At 65.9% G+C, this 1,932-nt stretch carries 2 protein-coding genes and 1 pseudogene; all 3 read left to right on the top strand.

Going from position 1 to position 1,932, the window contains the following annotated elements; all coding sequences use genetic code 11:
- Nucleotides 1-687: molybdopterin dinucleotide binding domain-containing protein (locus EN742_RS33500; protein WP_281035032.1), on the top strand; the 687-nt coding region annotated here is incomplete at its 5' end.
- Between the two features lie 90 nt (nucleotides 688-777).
- On the top strand, nucleotides 778-1,587 hold the full coding sequence (gene speB / locus EN742_RS33495; protein ID WP_127406374.1) for an agmatinase: 810 nt from the start codon (nucleotides 778-780) through the stop codon (nucleotides 1,585-1,587).
- 62 nt (nucleotides 1,588-1,649) lie between these two features.
- A pseudogene (locus tag EN742_RS33490) lies at nucleotides 1,650-1,932 on the top strand (4-hydroxy-tetrahydrodipicolinate reductase); the annotation flags it as partial.

Here is a 1,932-nt window from a genome sequence, read left to right as displayed (position 1 = left end):
CTCGGCGGCGGCGACAGGCCGGGCTTCGGCCTGACCGAGAAGGAGCATATCGACATCATCCTCGGCAAGCGCGGGCTGGGCGGCTTCGACAGCCTGAAGGAACAGAAATGGATCGATATGCAGCCGGATTTCGAGGCGGCGCATTTCATCAACGGCTTCGGCCATCCGGACGGAAAATTCCGCTTCCGCCCCGACTGGTCAGGACAGGCGGCGCCCAACCGGCCGCCGAGGAGCATGGGCCTGTTCGGGCCGGTCGAGCGGCTGCCGGAATTCCCCGACCATGTCGAACTGATCGAGGCGGCGGACGAGGCGCATCCGTTCCGGCTGACCACCTCGCCGGCGCGCAACTTCCTCAACTCGACCTTTGCCGAGACGCCGGTGTCGAAGCAAAAGGAGGGCAGGCCGGTGCTGCTGCTGCATCCCGAGGATGCCGCCGGGCTGGGGCTTGCCGATGGCGGTCGCGTCGAGGTCGGCAACCAGCGCGGCGAACTGGTGCTGCACGCCAAGTTCTTCGACGGCATCCAGCGTGGCGTGGTGATCGCCGAAGGCATCTGGCCGAACAGCGCGCATGAGCGCGGCGAGGGCATCAATGTGCTGACCGGCGCCGACGCGCCGGCGCCCTATGGCGGTGCGGCGCTGCACGACAACAAGGTGTGGTTGCGCAAGCCGCAAGAGCTTAGCGCCTGAGACCGCGATCTGGCCCAAGCGCCTGCCGTCGCAGCCGCCAGCTCCCGCGTCTATAGAGACACCCTGTCTGTTGCGAGGAGGAAGGATGTCGTGAGCAAGATCTCGCTTCTGGGCATTCCGCATGACGAGAATTCGTCCTGGCTGCGCGGTGCGGCCGAAGCGCCGCCGCTCATCCGGCGCGAGCTCACCAACGATGCTTACAGTTCATGGTCGGAAACCGGCTTTGACCTCAGCGACCGCTTCATCGATCATGGCGATATCGATTTCGCGCAGGCCGGCGATCCGTGGGAGCGGATCGAAGACGAGGTTGGTCGCGCGCTGGATGCCGGCCATCCGCTGATCTCGCTCGGCGGCGACCATGCGATCTCCTGGCCGCTGCTGCGCGCGGTGCGGCGCCGCCACCCCAGCCTGACGATCCTGCATATCGATGCCCATCCCGATATCTATCATGCCTATGATGACAATCCGCGCTCGCACACCTCGCCCTTCGCACGCATTATGGAGGAGCGGCTTGCCGACCGACTGATCCAGGTCGGCCTGCGCACCGTCAACGACCACCACCGCGACCAATTCAAGCGCTTCGGTGTCGAGGTGGTGGAGATGCGGCACTTCAAGGAAGGGCTGCGGCTTGACCACAAGACGCCGGTCTATGTCTCCATGGATATCGACGCTCTCGATCCGGCCTTCGCGCCCGGCATTTCCCATCGCGAACCAGGCGGGTTCACCACCCGCCAGGTGATCGGCCTGATCCAGTCAATCGACCAGCCAATCGTCGCCGCCGACGTCGTCGAATACAATCCGCGCCAGGACCTCTCCAACGTCACTGCGCTTGTCGCCGCCAAGCTGGTCAAGGAGATCGCCGGGATGATGCTGAAGACGAATGGCGCGACTGCCGGCTGAATCAATTTGGCAAGGCGGCGTGCTAAAGCTCTGTTCCGACTAGCCTCTCGACAGGAATAGCCATGCCGCAGCCGCTCAGGATCGCCATAGCCGGCGCGCTCGGCCGCATGGGCCGGCAGATGGTGGAAGCCGTCGTGGCCGATCCGCGTCTGGCGCTCGCCGCCCGTTTCCATCGGCCGGGCTCCACCGGCGAGGGACTGGTCAGCCGCGACGAAGCGCTGGCGCTCGCCGACGTCATCATCGACTTCACCACGCCGGCCGCGTCGGCTGAGCTTGCCGAGGCTTGCGCCTTGCGCGGCGGTCCGGCGCTGGTGATCGGCTCGACCGGCTTCGACGCCGCCGAAC

Source organism: Mesorhizobium sp. M4A.F.Ca.ET.020.02.1.1, from assembly GCF_004022645.1.
Lineage (GTDB): Bacteria > Pseudomonadota > Alphaproteobacteria > Rhizobiales > Rhizobiaceae > Mesorhizobium.
The sequence above is the reverse complement of the archived record's forward strand: the minus strand, read 5'-3'. Positions and strand labels throughout refer to the sequence as shown.